Raw genomic sequence first — 14,741 nt, 5'->3', positions numbered from 1 at the left:
AAGAATGTGTCCGATTTTAGTCGGGCGGAATGTGACAGTTTGTCCTAATGCCCGTCAGCCGCGAAGCCATGGCCGGGGGCCACCCATGACATGGACATGGAGATGGTGAACCTCCTGCCCACCCTCCGCGCCCGTGTTGACCACGACGCGGAAGCCCCCCTCCGGATAAGGCCTGCAGCCCTGCTCCAGGGCCAGCTTGGGCGCCAGGGTCATGATCTTGCCCATGAGCGCCGAATCTTCGGGCGTCAGCTGCGCCATCGAGGCGATGTGCTTCTTGGGAACCAGCATGAAATGCACCGGCGCCCAGGGCGCGATGTCGTGGAAGCCGAACAGGTCCTCGTCCTCGTAGACCTTGCGGGAGGGAATCTTGCCCTCGATGATTTTGCAGAAGACGCAGTTCGGATCAGATGACATCTTTGGGTTCCATGGGACGGCCGTCGTTCATCCGGATCATGCCTTTCACGATCCGGTAGAGGAACCACAGCGAGATCAGGCTCCAGGCAATCCAGCCCGGCACGAGAAACAGCAGCCAGAGCCACGAGGTGACGATGTACAGCAGCCCCGCCCAGAGCACCGAGCGGATGCGCCAGCTGAAATGCGAGGCCTGCCAGGTGCCCGCCGCGTCGTCGCGCTTGACGAAGTCGATCACCAGCGCGATCAGCAGGAGCAGCACGGAGGCCTGCGCCCCCGGCACGACGGCGCCGATGGCCACGATCAGGTGCAGGATGTAACTGACCCAGCCCCAGGTCTTGAGCGAGTCGTCGGGTTCCACGTTCACGATGTCGTTGGCCATGGCAGGTGTCCTTTCAATCGTTGGGTGCTTCGGCTTCCCGTGCCTTCACCTTGCGAAGCGCCTTTTCCTCGATGCCGCTGGTGCCCTCGCGGCGCTCCAGCTCGGCCGTGACGTCGGACGGGGAAAAACCGTAGTGCGCCAGCGCCACCATGGTGTGGAACCACAGGTCGGCCACTTCGTTCACTATTTTCGAGCGGTCGCCACCGTGGTCGGCGTCCTTGGCGGCCATCACGACCTCGGTGGCCTCCTCGCCGATCTTCTTGAGGAAGGCGTCCGGCCCCTTGTGCAGCAGGCGCGCCACGTAGCTTTTCTCGGGGTCGCCGCCGCGTGCCGGCAGGCGGCTTTCGATGACCGCGGCCAGGCGGGCGAGCGCGTCGGAGGTGCTGTCGTTGTTCACTGTGGCCGTCACTTGTAGATCGATTCCGGGTCTTTCAAGACGGGCTCGACGGCCTTCCAGCCGCCGTTGTCGTACTTGTTGAAGAAGCAGCTGTGGCGGCCGGTGTGGCAGGCGATGCCGGGCTCGTGGCCGAGTTGGGTGACCTTGAGCAGCACCACGTCGCTGTCGCAGTCCAGGCGGATCTCGTGCACGGTCTGCACGTGGCCCGACTCCTCGCCCTTGAACCACAGCTTGTTGCGCGAGCGGCTGAAATACACCGCGCGGCCCAGCTCGGCGGTCTTCTCGAGCGCCTCGCGGTTCATCCAGGCGAACATCAGCACGTCGTTGCTGCCCTGTTCCTGCGCGATCACGGGCACCAGGCCGTTCGCGTCCCACTTCACTTCATCGAGCCAGTTCATGGACGGTATTGTCGGGGATGGCCAAAGACCCTCGAACAGGCGTCCGGCGGGCCTCCGGCAGGGTCATTCAGCGGTCGATGCGCACGGGAATGCCCCGCGCTGCCATGCGGGCCTTGGCCTCGCCCACCGTGTGCTCGCCGTAGTGGAAGATGCTCGCGGCCAGCACCGCGTCGGCGCCGCCGGTCTGGATGCCGTCGGCCAGGTCGTCCAGGCTGCCCACGCCGCCCGAGGCGATCACCGGCACGTTCACGGCGTTGCTCACCGCGCGGGTCAGCTCCAGGTCGAAGCCGCTCTTGGTGCCGTCGCGGTCCATGCTGGTCAGGAGGATCTCGCCGGCGCCGCGGCGCGCCATCTCGGTGGCCCATTCGACGGCGTCGAGGCCGGTGTTCTTGCGCCCGCCGTGGCTGTACACGTCCCAGCCCGCGCCGCGCGTGGCGGCTTCCTCGGGGCTGCGGCGCTTGGCGTCGATGGCGACCACGATGCACTGCGAGCCGTATTTCTGCGACGCGTCGCTGATCACCTGCGGATCGGCGATGGCGGCCGAGTTGAAGCTGGTCTTGTCGGCGCCCGCGTTGAGCAGCCGGCGCACGTCGGCCACGGTGCGCACGCCGCCGCCCACGGTCAGAGGGATGAAGACCTGCGAGGCCACGGCCTCGATGATGGGCAGGATCAGGTCGCGGCCGTCGCTGGTGGCGGTGATGTCGAGGAAGGTGAGCTCGTCGGCGCCCTGCGCGTTGTAGCGCGCGGCGATCTCGACCGGATCGCCGGCGTCGCGCAGTTCGACGAAGTTGACGCCCTTGACGACACGGCCGCCGGTGACGTCGAGGCAGGGAATGATGCGTTTGGCAAGCATGGTGGGGTAAGGAGCCGGTGGGGTGATCAGAGAACGCGCAGCTGTTGCCAGCCCAGCCATTGGGCGCCGGGCGCCAGCAGCACGGGCTCGTCGATGCGGGCCGCCTCGACGCAGAGCATGTGGCGCCAGCCGTCTTCGGGCATGTCTGCGAGTTTCGCACCGAGCACGGCACCGGGGTTCCAGACCACGGTTTCGGTGCAGGTGGCGCTTTGCGAGATTTCGAGGGCGCCGCCGGGTTGCGCCAAGCGTAGCGGCTGGGTGGGCGCGGCATAGACGCTGTCGAATTCGGCGTCGAAATGCAGCGACGCTGCCGTTTCGGCATGGCGCTCGTCGGTCAGCGAATCCCAGCGATCGGCGCCCTGCAGGCCTTCGAGCCGTGCCTGGCCGATGTCGTCGACGCGCAGATAGGTGTGCAGCGCGGCCGCGAAGGACCACGGCGACGCATCGGTGTTGACCAAAGTGAGCGCCGTTCGCAGCCCACCTGGGCTCAGGTTGGCATCCAGCCGTGCCTCGAAAGAGTGCGGCCAGAGCTTGCGCGTGGCCTCGTTGTCGCGCAGGGTCAGGTGCAGGGTCTGAGGGTCGTCGGAAGGGGCGTTTTCCCAAGGCAAATTGCGCATGAAGCCATGCTTGGGCAACATGCCGCGCTGGTTAAACTGAGGGCAGCAAATGGGTATGCCGCCGCGGATGGCTGCCTGCCCGTCGAACACCGCGCGAGGGCTCAGGTAGAGCCTTTCCACGGCGTCGGCCGTGGTCCACGAGAGCACATGGGCGCCATGCAGTGCGATGGTGACGGTACTTCCGTCGGCGCCCGTGGCGCGCATGGCGGGCTGGCCGCGGAACTCGATCAGGCTGGTTTCCATGTGAGGAATTGTAGGCAGCGCCCGTGCAGTGGCACGGAACTGGCATCCCGGGCCATTGCGCGCCCGGGGCCTTCTTGGATACCCTGTGGCGGCCTGCATCGGGAGACAAGGTGCAGGCCGGTCCCGCGCTCCCGGAAAAAACCACTCTCACACGACAAAAGGGGATACGAATGAAGAAGCTGCCGATGGCCGCATGGATCCTGATCGCGATGGTGCTGGGCATCATCGTCGGCTACATGATCTTCACCAGCTTTCCGGACAAGAAGGCCGCCAAGGAAATCGCGGACTACGTCTCCATCGTCTCGGACGTCTTCCTGCGCCTCATCAAGATGCTGATCGGCCCGCTGGTGTTCTCCACGCTGGTGGTGGGCATCGCGCACATGGGCGACGCCAAGTCGGTGGGCCGCGTGTTCGGCAAGGCCATCGGCTGGTTCCTCACCGCCTCGCTGATCTCGCTGGTCATCGGCCTGGTCATGGCCAACCTGCTCAAGCCCGGCGAGAACCTCGGCCTGCCGCTGCCCGACATCGGCGCCTCGGCCAACCTCGCCACCGCCAAGTTCACGCTCAAGGACTTCGTGAGCCACACGGTGCCGAAGTCCTTCGTCGAGGCCATGGCCAACAACGAGATCCTGCAGATCGTGGTGTTCTCGATGTTCTTCGGCGTGGCGCTGGCCTCGCTGGGCGACAAGGCGAAGACGCTGGTCGCCGCCATCGAGGAGCTGTCGCACGCGATGCTCAAGATCACCGGCTACGTAATGAAGCTCGCCCCCCTCGCCGTGCTGGCCGCCATGGCCGCGACGGTGGCGGTCAACGGCCTGGGCATCCTGCTGAAGTTCGCGGTGTTCATGGGCGACTTCTACCTGGGCCTGTTCGTGCTGTGGAGCGTGCTGATCCTGGCGGGCTTCCTGTTCCTGGGCCCGCGCGTGCTCAAGCTGCTGGTGCTCATCAAGGAGGCCTTCCTGCTGTCCTTCGCCACCGCCAGCTCCGAGGCGGCCTATCCGAAGATCCTGCAGGCGCTCGACCGTTTCGGCGTGAAGCGCAAGATCTCCAGCTTCGTGATGCCGATGGGCTATTCGTTCAACCTCGACGGCTCGATGATGTACTGCACCTTCGCCGTGCTCTTCATCGCGCAGGCCTACAACATCCACATGCCGATCAGCACGCAGATAACGATGCTGCTGATCCTGATGCTCACCTCCAAGGGCATGGCCGGCGTGCCGCGCGCCTCGCTGGTGGTGATCGCCGCCACGCTGAACCACTTCGACATTCCCGAAGCCGGCCTGCTGCTCATCCTGGGCGTGGACACCTTCCTCGACATGGGCCGCTCGGCCACCAACGCGGTGGGTAACTCCATCGCCACGGCTGTGGTCGCCAAATGGGAAGGCGAGCTGCTCTCGGAGGCCGACGCCGAGGTCAATGCCAAGGCGCTCGACGAGGAAGCCAACGCCACCCTCGCCCACCCGGCGCACGCCTGAGCCGAAGCACCATGAAGCGCATCGGCACATTGCCATCCGCTTTCGCCGCCCTGCTGGCGGCCGTGGTTCTTGCTGCCGCACTGCCCGCCGCTCCCGCGCGGGCGCAGGAGCAGCTCACCGGCACGCTGGCCAAGGCCCGCGAAAGCGGCACCATCGCCATCGGCTACCGCGAGTCGTCGGTGCCGTTCTCCTACCTCAATGCGCGCGGCGAGCCCATCGGCTATTCGATCGAGCTGTGCCGCGCGCTGGTGACGGCCATCGAGGACGCGGTGAACAGGAGCCTCGCGATCAAGTGGGTGCCCGTCACCTCCGACTCGCGCATCGACGCGGTCGTGAACGGACAGGTCGACCTGGAGTGCGGCTCCACCACCAACAACCTCGAGCGCCAGAAACGCGTGAGCTTCTCGCCGACGATGTTCGTCTCGGGCACCAAGGTGCTGGTGAAGAAGGGCTCGCCGATCAAGTCCTTCCGCGACCTCGCCAACCGCAAGGTGGCGGTGACCGCCGGCACCACCAACGAGAAGACGCTGCGCGACCTGTCGCAGAAGTTCAAGCTGAACATCGACCTGCAGGTGGCGCGCGACCACGCCGAATCCTTCGGCCTCGTGAAGAGCGGCCAAGCCGACGCCTTCGCCACCGACGACGTGCTGCTCTACGGCCTGATCGCCAAGGACGCCGCGAAGGCCGACTACGAGGTGGTCGGCGACTTCCTCTCCTACGACCCTTACGGGATCATGTACCGCAAGGGCGATGCTCAGCTCAACAAGGTGGTCGTCGACACCTTCCAGGTGCTCGCGGAAGACGGCGAGATCGAGCGGCAGTACAAGCGCTGGTTCCTGCGCAAGCTGCCATCGGGCGAGAGCATCAACCTGCCGATGAGCGCGCAACTGGAAACCATCATCCGGACGATGTCGGTGAAGGCCGAATAGGCAGGTCCGCTATCTTGCAGGCCACTCCCATCGCGGGATCTCGCTCATGTCGAGATTCGCGATGCGGGTCTCGCCGAAGCGCTTTTCCAGCACCACCGGCTGCATGCCGTCGCTGTCGTCCAGCGCGGAGATGAGCCGCGCCGCGTGCGACACCACGATCACCTGCGACTGCCGCGCCGCCTGCGCGATGAGGCGGCCCAGCGCGGGCAGCAGGTCGGGATGCAGGCTGGTCTCGGGCTCGTTCAGCACCAGCAGCGCGGGCGGACGCGGCGTGAGCAGCGCCGCGATCCACAGCAGGTAGCGCAGCGTGCCGTCGGACAGCTCGGCGGCCGTCAGCGGCCTCAGCAGGCCGTGCTGGTGCATCAGCGTCTCGAAGCGGTCGCCGTTGACGCGGATCTCGATGCCTGCGCCCGGAAAAGCGTCGTCCACGGCACGGTCTAGCGCCTCGTTGTCGCCGATCTCGCGGATGGTCTGCAGCGCGGCGGCCAGGTCGGCGCCGTCGTTGGCGAGCACCGGCGTGTAGGTGCCCAGCTGCGGCTGGCGCGCGGGCGCCTCGGCGTCGGAGCGGAAGTGGTCGTAGAAGCGCCAGGAGCGCATCTGCTCGCGCAGCGTGAGCATCTCGGGCGCGTCGCGCGGGTCGGCGTGCTCGGTCATCATGCTGGCAAAGGCCGGAATGGGCCGGCCGATGGCCTGCCAGCCCTTGCCCTCGCGCAGCCGCAGCGCGGCGCCCTTGCGGTCGACCAGCTGCGTGGACGGCCGCAGCAGCGGGCCACTCCAGATGGCCTCGTGCTTGATCTGCGGGTCGTGCGAGAACGCGGTGGAAGGAACGGGCGGCGGCAGGCCGATGTCGATGGCGTAGCCGAAGTCGTCGGCCTCGGCGCCGGCGAAGCCCAGCTTCAGCGCCACGGGCTCGCTGCGCGTGGTGCCCTGCACCGGCACCTCGCCGCGCAGCATCGCGGCCGAGAAGCGCTCGGGCCCTGCCCACAGCGTGGATGAGAGCCCGCCCTCTCGCACCAGCGAGCGGATCACGCCGCCGTTGGCGATGTCGGCCAGCAGGCGCATCGCGCGGTACACGCTCGACTTTCCGCTGCCGTTGGCCCCGGTCACGACCGTGAGCCGGCCCAGCGGCACGGTCAGCTGCCGCAGCGAACGGTAGTTGGCGATGGCGAGCGCGGAGAGCACGCGCTGCGCGGCGGGAGCGTCAGGCGGTCAGCTCGTCCGCGCGGGCTTGCGCGGCGGCGAAGTCGAGGTCGCCCGAGTAGATGGCGCGGCCGCAGATCACGCCCTCGACGCCGTCGGACTCGACGGCGCAGAGCTGGTCGATGTCGGCCATGTTCGACAGGCCGCCCGAGGCGATCACCGGGATGGTGAGCGCCTGCGCGAGCTTGACGGTGGCCTCGATGTTGATGCCCGAGAGCATGCCGTCGCGGCCGATGTCGGTGTAGATGATCGACTCGACGCCGTAGTCCTCGAACTTCTTGCCCAGGTCGGCCACCTCGTGGCCCGTGAGCTTGCTCCAGCCGTCGGTGGCGACCTTGCCGTCCTTGGCGTCCAGGCCCACGATGATGTGACCGCCGAAGGCGCTGCAGGCGTCCTTCAGGAAGCCGGGGTTCTTGACCGCGGCGGTGCCGATGATCACGTAGCGCAGGCCGTCGTCGATGTAGCGCTCGATGGTGTCGAGATCGCGGATGCCGCCGCCGAGCTGCACCGGGATGTCGTCGCCCACCTCCTTCAGGATCGCCTTGATCGCCGCGTGGTTCTGCGGCTTGCCGGCGAAGGCGCCGTTCAGGTCGACCAGGTGCAGCCGCCGCGCGCCGGCATCGACCCACTTTCGCGCCATGGCGGCGGGGTCTTCGCTGAAGATGGTGGACTGATCCATGTCGCCCTGCTTGAGGCGAACGCAGTGGCCGTCTTTGAGATCAATGGCGGGAATGAGGAGCATGGAAGTGACGCGAGTATGCGAATTCCGGGCTGTCAAAGCTTCGGCCCGGTCGGGAAAACAGGTTCAGGGGTTCCAGTGGAGGAAATTGCGATATAGCTGCAGCCCATGGTCCGCACTCTTCTCCGGGTGGAACTGGGTTGCAAAAATGTTATCGCGTGCAATGGCTGCGGTAAAGCTCGCGCCATATTCCGCCTCGCCCACACTGTGTTTGGGGTTTGCCGGGCGGGCATAGAAGCTGTGGACGAAATAGAAATAGCTGAGGTCGGGCACCCCGGCCCACACCGCATGCGGCTGGGCCTGGCGCACCTGGTTCCAGCCCATCTGCGGCACCTTGAAGCGGCTGCCGTCGGGCTGCAGGCGCCCGGCCAGGTCGAACTTGACCACCTCGCCGGGAATGAGGCCGAGGCCGTCGGTCGGGCCCTCGTCGCTGCGCGACAGCATCATCTGCATGCCCACGCACACGCCGAACAGCGGCTTGCTCGCCGCCGCCTCGAGCACCGATTCCTGCAGGCCGGAGTCGCGCAGCTCGCGCATGCAGTCGGGCATGGCGCCCTGCCCCGGCAGCACCACGCGGGTGGCCTTGCGGACCACGTCCGGGTCGGAGGTGACGAACACTTCCACGCCGACCTGGTCGGCCGCGTGGCGCACGGCCTGCGACACGGAGTGCAGGTTGCCCATGCCGTAGTCGACGACCGCGACGGTGTTTGCTGCTACAGATTTCATAGCTTTCGAGCCGCCGTCCTCAGAGCGAACCCTTGGTCGACGGGATCATCCCCGCCGAGCGCGGATCGAGCTCGAGCGCGCCGCGCATGGCGCGCGCGAAGGCCTTGAACACCGTCTCGCACTGGTGGTGCGCGTTGACGCCCTTGAGGTTGTCGATGTGCAGCGTGACGAAGGCGTGGTTCACGAAGCCCTGGAAGAACTCGTAGGTGAGCTGGCTGTCGAAGGCGCCGATCATTCCGCTGGTGAAGGGCACGTGCATCTCCAGGCCCGGGCGGCCCGAGAAGTCGATGACGACGCGGCTCAGCGCCTCGTCCAGCGGCACGTAGGCGTGGCCGTAGCGGCGGATGCCCTTCTTGTCGCCCACGGCCTTGGCCACCGCCTGGCCCAGCGTGATGCCGACGTCTTCCACCGTGTGGTGGCCGTCGATGTGCAGGTCGCCCTGGCAGTCGATCTCCAGGTCGATCAGCCCGTGGCGGGCGATCTGGTCGAGCATGTGGTCGAAGAAGCCGATGCCGGTGGAGAGCTTGGCCTTTCCGGTGCCGTCGAGGTTGACGCTGACGGTGATCTTCGTCTCGGCCGTGTTGCGGGTGACGGTCGCGACGCGATCGGCAGCGCCCGCAGGGGCCGTGGTGGTGGGGGTGGTCATAGTGAGGCTTCGAGTGCCGCGAGCATCCGCGCATTCTCGTCGGCCGTTCCGACGGTGAGGCGCAGGCAGTTTGCGAGCAGATCGTGCATTTTAGAAACGTTCTTCACCAGCACCCCGTGGGCCTTCATGCCCTCGAAGGTCTTGGCGGCATCGGGTACGCGCAGCAGGATCATGTTGGCGTCGCTAGGCCAGGTCTTCACGCCGGGTAGGCGGCCGAGGCCCATCATCAGGCGCTCGCGCTCATCGCGGATCTGGCGGGCCTGCGCCTCGAACACGTCGGCATGCTCCAGAGCGAAGAGCGCGCACTCGCAGTTCAGCACGCTGATGTTGTAGGGCGGGCGCACCTTGTCGATCTGGGCGACCAGCGGGGCCGGACCCATGAGGTAGCCCAGGCGGATGCCGGCCAGGCCGAACTTGCTGAGCGTGCGCATCAGCAGCACGTGGCCGTGCCTTGCCAGGCGGTCGATGTAGCTGCGCGCGGCGAAGGGTTGATAAGCCTCGTCGATCGCCACCAGGCCGCCCTGCGCGCCCTGGGCCTCGACGATGCGCTCCAGCACCGCGTCGTTCCAGAGGTTGGCCGTGGGGTTGTTCGGGTACGCGAGGTAGACGATGGCCGGCTTCTCGCGCTCGATGGCGGCCAGCATGGCGGCCTCGTCGAGTTCGAAGTCGGCCGTGAGCGGAACGCCGACGAAGCGCAGCCCCTGCAGCCTGGCGCTCATGGCGTACATGACGAAGCCCGGCACCGGCGCGAGCACCGTGGCGCCGGGCTTGTCGCAGGCGATGGCCAGCAGCGAGATCAGCTCGTCCGAGCCGTTGCCCAGCATCAGGTCGAAGCCCTCGGGCATCTGCGCGTGCGCGGCCAGCGCGCGGCGCAGGTCGGCGCCGCGCTCGCCCGGGTAGCGGTTGAGCGCCAGTGCGCCCAGCCTCGCGCCGAGCTCGGCCTGCAGCGCGGGCGGCAGGCCGAAGGGGTTCTCCATGGCGTCGAGCTTGATGAAGCCGGTGGCGTCCTGCACCGCGTAGGCGTTCATGGACCGCACGTCCTCGCGGATGCGGTCGAGCGGAAGGCGGGCGGATTCGGAAGGAGCAGCGGTCATCGGGTGCAGCGGTAGCTGTTGCGGAGGGCGCCGGCCATGACCAGTTGCACTGGCATGTCGGCTTCGTAACTGTCGGCGTTGCGGCTCAGCTCCGTCTGGTAGAGCGAGCGCGCCATGGAAGGCTCGAGGCGGCGGCCCTCGATGCAGAAGATGGGCTTCTGCCCATTGCGCTGAGAAGCCTCGACGCCTTCGCGCAGCCCCTCGAGCACGCCGACGAGGTAATAGCTGGCGTAGGCCTTGCCATCTTTCTCGCCGGCTTCGAGCGTGCGCAGTTCGCGGATGCTCATGGCCTGCGCGCCGGTTGCGGCCGCCGCCAGCGCGAGCAGCAGGAAGGCGGCACGCTTCATGGGGCTCACTTGCGGTAGCGCGGCGGCGGCGCGTAGGCGCCGTCGGCCGGAAAGGCGCTGGGCTGCGCCGGGGCTGCGTCGCGGCGCTGGCGGCGGGGCGCGTCGCGCTCCTCCAGCTCGAACAGCGCGGCGCCGATCACGCCGATGTTGCGCACGTCGCCGGCCTCGGTGTTGGCGGCATAGGCGCGGCCGGGCGCGGAAAAGCGGAAGGCGGCGACCTCGTTCTGGCTCTTGCGGAAGCCTTCGATGGTCAGCGACTGCAGCGGACGCAGCACGTAGCCGCCGTTGCGCAGGCTGCCGGGCTTGCCGTTGAGCACGTCCAGGCCGTCGACCGTGGCGATCACCTCGTAGCTGCGCTCGCTCAGGTTGCGAAAGCGCAGCGTGTAGCGCGAGCCCTCGACGCCGGCCAGGCGGAACATGTCGTCGCCGCCGGCGCCGCGGCGGGCGCGCTGCAGCGGCAGCGGGCGGCCGTCTTCGTCGAGCACAGACCATTCGACGTCGCCGTCGGCCAGCAGCAGGTTCAGGCGACGCTCGGGATTGCCGCCCACCGCGCGGCGCACGGCGGAGGCTTCGTTGTAGCCCAACGAGGCCACGTCGTCCGGCCGGCTGGAAAGCCGCTTGGCGTCGACCGTGCGGGTCTTCGATTCGATGCCCTCGCCCCACTGCGTGCCGAGCTGCGGCGCGGGCGCCGCCGGCGCGGCGCTGGGCGTGGCAGTAGCAGCCACCGATTCGCGCGGCGCCTGCGGCATCTGGCTGCAGGCGGCCAGCAGCGCGGCGCCGGCGATGGCAGTGGCGGCGAACCTGAACGGGCGCGAACCGAAGAAACCGAACAAACGCAAACCGAAAAGACGATCGATCATCAGGCGTTCTCCCCCCGCATGCGGGTTGTTGTTGGAATTCAGATCTTACGCAGCCGCATCCGCGCGGCCTCGGCGTGCGCCTGCAGGCCTTCGCCCTCGGCCAGCGTCACGGCGATGGGGCCCAGCACCTGGGCGCCGGCCTCGCTGACCTCGATCAGGCTGGAGCGCTTCTGGAAGTCGTACACGCCCAGCGGGCTCGAGAAGCGCGCCGTGCCGCTGGTGGGCAGCACATGGTTCGGCCCCGCGCAGTAGTCGCCCAGGCTCTCGCTCGTGAAGGCGCCCAGGAAGATCGCGCCGGCGTGGCGCAGCAGCGGCTCCCAGCGGCTCGGCTCGCTGCTGCTCACCTCCAGGTGCTCGGGGGCGATGCGGTTGCTGATCTCGCAGGCCTCTTCCATGCTTTTCGTGTGGATCAGCGCGCCGCGGCCGTTGAGCGAGGCGGCGATGATCTCCGCGCGCGGCATCGTGGGCAGCAGGCGGTCGATTTCGGCCTGCACGCGGTCGATGTAGGCCGCGTCGGGGCACAGCAGGATGCTCTGGGCCAGTTCGTCGTGCTCGGCCTGGCTGAACAGGTCCATCGCCACCCACTCGGGCGGCGTGGTGCCGTCAGCCAGCACCAGGATCTCGCTGGGGCCGGCGATCATGTCGATGCCCACCGTGCCGAACACGCGGCGCTTGGCGGCGGCCACGTAGGCGTTGCCGGGGCCGGTGATCTTGTCGACGGCGGGGATGGTGGCGGTGCCGTAGGCCAGCGCGGCGACGGCCTGGGCGCCGCCGATGGTGAACGCGCGGGTCACGCCGGCCACGTAGGCAGCGGCGAGCACCAGCACGTTGCGCTCGCCCTTCGTGGACGATTGCCCGCCCGCGCCGCCCGTCGCCACGCTGCCCTTCACCGGCGTAGGGACCACCATGATGATTTCACCGACGCCGGCCACGTGGGCCGGGATGGCATTCATCAGCAGGCTCGACGGATAGGCCGCCTTGCCGCCCGGCACGTAGATGCCCACGCGGTCGAGCGGCGTGACCTTCTGGCCCAGCAGCGTGCCGTCGGCGTCGCGGTAGCTCCAGCTCTCGCCGCTGGCCTTCTTCTGCGCCTCGTGATAGCTGCGCACACGGTCGGCGGCGGCCTGCAGCGCATCGCGCTGTGCGGCGGGCAGCGAATCGAAGGCTTCCTTGAAATCGGCCTGCGTCAGTTCGAGCTCGGACATGGCGGTTGCACCGAGGCCGTCGAAGCGGCGGGTGTACTCGAGCACCGCCTCGTCGCCGCGCTTTTGCACGTCGGCGAGGATGTCCGCCACCACTTTCTCGATGGCCGCGTCGGCGTCCGCCGACCAATGCAGCCGCGCCTTGAATTCAGCATCGAAGCTGGCTGAAGTCGTGGACAGGCGGAGGGGGGCTGCTTTCGAGGTCATGAGGCGGGAGATTTCAGGCGGAAGGAATTGCGGTCGCGAAGGCGTCGATGATGTGGCGGATCGGCTCGCGCTTGAGCTTCAGCGCGGCCTGGTTCACCACCAGGCGGGCGCTGATGTCCATGATGCGCTCCACCTCGACGAGATGGTTGGCCTTGAGCGTGTTGCCGGTGGAGACCAGGTCGACGATGGCGTCGGCAAGGCCCGTGAGCGGCGCCAGCTCCATGCTGCCGTAGAGCTTGATCAGGTCGACGTGCACGCCCTTGCTGGCGAAGAAGTCGCGCGCAAGGCCCACGTACTTGGTGGCCACGCGCAGGCGCGAGCCCTGCTTCACGGCCGAGGCGTAGTCGTAGTCGGCGCGCACGGCCACGCTCAGGCGGCAGGCGGCGATGCGCAGGTCCAGCGGCTGGTAGAGGCCCTGGTTGCCGTGCTCCAGCAGCACGTCGAGGCCGGTCACGCCGAGGTCGGCGCCGCCGTACTGCACGTAGGTGGGCACGTCGGAGGCGCGCACCAGCACCACGCGCACGTCGGGACGGGTGGTCCCGAGGATGAGCTTGCGCGACTTCTCGGGGTCTTCGGTGACCTCGATGCCGGCGGCGGCCAGCAGGGGCATCGTCTCCTCGAAGATGCGGCCTTTGGACAGAGCAAGCGTGATCACGATTGCGACTCCTGTGATGCGAAGGTGATCATGCGGCTGCGGCTCCGGTCAGTCGTTCGATGTCGGCGCCGAGGCCGCGCAGTTTGGCTTCCATGCGGTCGTAGCCCCGGTCGAGGTGGTAGATGCGGTCGACCAGCGTCTCGCCCTCGGCCACGAGGCCGGCGATGACGAGGCTGGCGGACGCGCGAAGGTCGGTGGCCATCACGGTGGCACCCGAGAGCTGCTGCACGCCCTCGACCATCGCCACCTTGCCTTCGACGTGAATGTGGGCGCCCAGGCGCACCATCTCGTTCACGTGCATGAAGCGGTTCTCGAAGATGGTCTCGGTGACCATCGAGGCGCCGCGCGCGATCACGTTCAGGGCCATGAACTGGGCCTGCATGTCGGTCGGGAAGCCCGGGTATTCGGTGGTACTGAAGCTCTGCGCCTTCAGGTGCTCGTACGCCGGCCCCCTGGACGCGATGCGCACGCCGTCCTTCTCGGACTTGACGGTGCAGCCGGCGTCGCGCAGCTTGTCGATCACGGCGTCGAGGTGGTCGCCGCGCGCGTGGCGCAGGAAGACCTCGCCGCCCGTGGCCGCAACGGCGCACATGAAGGTGCCGGCCTCGATGCGGTCGGCCACCACGGCGTGCTCGCAGCCGTGCAGCTTCTCGACGCCCTGGATGCGGATGTGGCTGGTGCCGTGGCCTTCGATCTTCGCGCCCATGCGGATCAGCATTTCGGCCAGGTCGACGATCTCGGGCTCCTGCGCGGCGTTCTCCAGCAGCGTCTCGCCCTCGGCCAGCGCGGCGGCCATGAGGAAGTTCTCGGTGCCGGTGACGGTGACCATGTCGGTCAGGATGCGCACGCCCTTCAGCCGCGTGCGCCCCGCCGGCAGGCGCGCGACCATGTAGCCGTGGTCGACCACGATCTCGGCGCCCATGGCCTGCAGGCCCTTGATGTGCTGGTCGACCGGCCGCGAGCCGATGGCGCAGCCGCCCGGCAGCGACACCTTGGCGTGGCCGAAGCGCGCCAGCAGCGGGCCCAGGGCCAGCACGGAGGCGCGCATGGTCTTGACCAGCTCGTAGGGCGCTTCCGGCTTGGTGAGTTCGGCCGCGTTGAGTTGCACGGTGCCGTTGTCATCGCGCTCGGCCGAAACACCCATGTTGCGTACCAGCTTGAGCATGGTCGACACGTCCTGCAGGCGCGGCACGTTGTGCAGCACCACGGGGTGGTCGGTCAGCAGGGCCGCGCACAGCTCGGGCAGCGCTGCGTTCTTGGCGCCGGAAATGAGTACTTCGCCGCGGAGCTCTCGCCCGCCGCGAATCAGAAGTTTGTCCATCGAAGTTCCAGCGAAATCAGGAGGCCGCCAGGGGCCGGG

Annotated in this window: 18 protein-coding genes; 2 read left to right on the top strand and 16 right to left on the bottom strand. The window is 67.9% G+C overall.

Features of this window, described 5'->3' with window-relative positions:
- Positions 1–54: 54 nt before the first annotated feature.
- Genes ABL838_RS06385 through ABL838_RS06360 form a run of 6 tightly spaced genes read right to left on the bottom strand, consistent with a single transcriptional unit; the run spans position 55 to position 3,301 of the window.
- Complete coding sequence (locus ABL838_RS06385) at positions 55–414, bottom strand: histidine triad nucleotide-binding protein (RefSeq protein ID WP_184635116.1); 360 nt, start codon at positions 412–414, stop codon at positions 55–57.
- On the bottom strand, positions 404–793 hold the full coding sequence (locus ABL838_RS06380) for a DUF4870 family protein (protein ID WP_126023017.1): 390 nt from the start codon (positions 791–793) through the stop codon (positions 404–406). The genes ABL838_RS06385 and ABL838_RS06380 overlap by 11 nt, the downstream gene beginning before the upstream one ends.
- Before the next feature lie 13 nt (positions 794–806).
- On the bottom strand, positions 807–1,202 hold the full coding sequence (locus ABL838_RS06375; protein WP_126023016.1) for a phosphoribosyl-ATP diphosphatase: 396 nt from the start codon (positions 1,200–1,202) through the stop codon (positions 807–809).
- The gene (gene hisI, locus ABL838_RS06370; protein WP_184605003.1) at positions 1,199–1,597 is read right to left on the bottom strand and encodes a phosphoribosyl-AMP cyclohydrolase; all 399 of its coding nucleotides are present in this window, start codon (positions 1,595–1,597) and stop codon (positions 1,199–1,201) included. Before hisI ends, ABL838_RS06375 begins: the two co-directional genes overlap by 4 nt.
- 58 nt (positions 1,598–1,655) lie before the next feature.
- Positions 1,656–2,441: an imidazole glycerol phosphate synthase subunit HisF gene (gene hisF, locus ABL838_RS06365; RefSeq protein WP_126023015.1), complete on the bottom strand. Its 786-nt coding sequence runs from the start codon at positions 2,439–2,441 to the stop codon at positions 1,656–1,658.
- A gap of 26 nt (positions 2,442–2,467) precedes the next feature.
- Positions 2,468–3,301: a D-hexose-6-phosphate mutarotase gene (locus tag ABL838_RS06360; protein ID WP_418124717.1), complete on the bottom strand. Its 834-nt coding sequence runs from the start codon at positions 3,299–3,301 to the stop codon at positions 2,468–2,470.
- 170 nt (positions 3,302–3,471) lie between these two features.
- Between ABL838_RS06360 and ABL838_RS06355 the strand changes: the two genes are divergently transcribed.
- Positions 3,472–4,776 carry a dicarboxylate/amino acid:cation symporter gene (locus tag ABL838_RS06355; protein ID WP_184635111.1) on the top strand — a complete coding sequence of 435 codons (1,305 nt, stop codon included), beginning with the start codon at positions 3,472–3,474 and terminating at the stop codon, positions 4,774–4,776.
- 11 nt (positions 4,777–4,787) lie between these two features.
- Positions 4,788–5,705 (top strand): amino acid ABC transporter substrate-binding protein, encoded by a 918-nt coding sequence (locus ABL838_RS06350; protein ID WP_418124716.1) that lies wholly within the window; start codon positions 4,788–4,790, stop codon positions 5,703–5,705.
- A 9-nt stretch (positions 5,706–5,714) separates the two neighbouring features.
- Here the strand turns inward: ABL838_RS06350 and ABL838_RS06345 are convergent, their stop codons facing one another.
- The 10 genes from ABL838_RS06345 to murA form a co-directional block, all read right to left on the bottom strand.
- On the bottom strand, positions 5,715–6,887 hold the full coding sequence (locus ABL838_RS06345; RefSeq protein WP_369659438.1) for an AAA family ATPase: 1,173 nt from the start codon (positions 6,885–6,887) through the stop codon (positions 5,715–5,717).
- Between the two features lie 19 nt (positions 6,888–6,906).
- Positions 6,907–7,647 carry a 1-(5-phosphoribosyl)-5-[(5-phosphoribosylamino)methylideneamino]imidazole-4-carboxamide isomerase gene (gene hisA, locus ABL838_RS06340; protein WP_093299818.1) on the bottom strand — a complete coding sequence of 247 codons (741 nt, stop codon included), beginning with the start codon at positions 7,645–7,647 and terminating at the stop codon, positions 6,907–6,909.
- 63 nt (positions 7,648–7,710) lie between these two features.
- On the bottom strand, positions 7,711–8,370 hold the full coding sequence (gene hisH / locus ABL838_RS06335; RefSeq protein WP_126023010.1) for an imidazole glycerol phosphate synthase subunit HisH: 660 nt from the start codon (positions 8,368–8,370) through the stop codon (positions 7,711–7,713).
- 19 nt (positions 8,371–8,389) lie between these two features.
- A complete protein-coding gene (gene hisB, locus ABL838_RS06330; RefSeq protein ID WP_418124715.1) occupies positions 8,390–9,016 on the bottom strand; it encodes an imidazoleglycerol-phosphate dehydratase HisB in 627 nt (208 codons plus the stop codon).
- Positions 9,013–10,110, bottom strand: a complete 1,098-nt coding sequence (gene hisC / locus ABL838_RS06325; RefSeq protein ID WP_184635106.1) for a histidinol-phosphate transaminase — start codon at positions 10,108–10,110, stop codon at positions 9,013–9,015. The genes hisB and hisC overlap by 4 nt, the downstream gene beginning before the upstream one ends.
- Positions 10,107–10,457 carry a hypothetical protein gene (locus ABL838_RS06320; protein WP_126023007.1) on the bottom strand — a complete coding sequence of 117 codons (351 nt, stop codon included), beginning with the start codon at positions 10,455–10,457 and terminating at the stop codon, positions 10,107–10,109. The genes hisC and ABL838_RS06320 overlap by 4 nt, the downstream gene beginning before the upstream one ends.
- A 5-nt stretch (positions 10,458–10,462) precedes the next feature.
- Positions 10,463–11,317: a hypothetical protein gene (locus ABL838_RS06315; protein ID WP_418124714.1), complete on the bottom strand. Its 855-nt coding sequence runs from the start codon at positions 11,315–11,317 to the stop codon at positions 10,463–10,465.
- Between the two features lie 38 nt (positions 11,318–11,355).
- Positions 11,356–12,726, bottom strand: coding sequence for a histidinol dehydrogenase (hisD, locus tag ABL838_RS06310; RefSeq protein WP_418124713.1), 1,371 nt, complete (start codon positions 12,724–12,726; stop codon positions 11,356–11,358).
- Between the two features lie 13 nt (positions 12,727–12,739).
- A complete protein-coding gene (gene hisG, locus ABL838_RS06305) occupies positions 12,740–13,381 on the bottom strand; it encodes an ATP phosphoribosyltransferase (RefSeq protein ID WP_019654410.1) in 642 nt (213 codons plus the stop codon).
- Positions 13,382–13,409: 28 nt separating this feature from the next.
- Positions 13,410–14,702: a UDP-N-acetylglucosamine 1-carboxyvinyltransferase gene (murA, locus tag ABL838_RS06300; RefSeq protein WP_418124712.1), complete on the bottom strand. Its 1,293-nt coding sequence runs from the start codon at positions 14,700–14,702 to the stop codon at positions 13,410–13,412.
- Between the last annotated feature and the right edge of the window lie 39 nt (positions 14,703–14,741).

Origin of the sequence: Variovorax sp. 160MFSha2.1 (assembly GCF_048305075.1) — a bacterium.
In the GTDB taxonomy this organism is placed as follows: domain Bacteria; phylum Pseudomonadota; class Gammaproteobacteria; order Burkholderiales; family Burkholderiaceae_C; genus Variovorax; species Variovorax guangxiensis.
Note: the sequence above shows the minus strand (reverse complement) of the source record. Positions and strands in the feature narration are given on the sequence as shown.